The following is a 286-nucleotide window of genomic DNA, read 5'->3' as shown; positions in this document are numbered from 1 at the left end:
TTCGGGATCACGCTGATCCCCGATTTCGCCACGCTGCAGAATTCGCGGCTCGCCTTCTATCTGCTGGCGGTCACGCTGATGGTGGTCTGCTTCGCGATCATGTACCGGCTGGTCAATTCGCGCATCGGCAAGCTTTGCCAGTCGCTGCAGCAGAATGAGGAACTCGCCTCCTCGATCGGCGTCAACATCGCCTATCTGCGCGTCATCGCCTATGCCGTCTCATCCTTCTTTGGCGGCGTTTCCGGCGCCATCTTCGCCGCCATCTCGCAGTCGATCTACCCTTCGA

1 pseudogene is annotated in these 286 nt (G+C 59.8%); it reads left to right on the top strand.

Annotated features, from left to right (window positions below):
• A pseudogene (locus EN846_RS34670) lies at positions 1–286 on the top strand (branched-chain amino acid ABC transporter permease); the annotation flags it as partial.

The organism is Mesorhizobium sp. M4B.F.Ca.ET.203.01.1.1 (genome assembly GCF_004791025.1).
In the GTDB taxonomy this organism is placed as follows: domain Bacteria; phylum Pseudomonadota; class Alphaproteobacteria; order Rhizobiales; family Rhizobiaceae; genus Mesorhizobium; species Mesorhizobium abyssinicae.
Note: the sequence above shows the minus strand (reverse complement) of the source record. Positions and strands in the feature narration are given on the sequence as shown.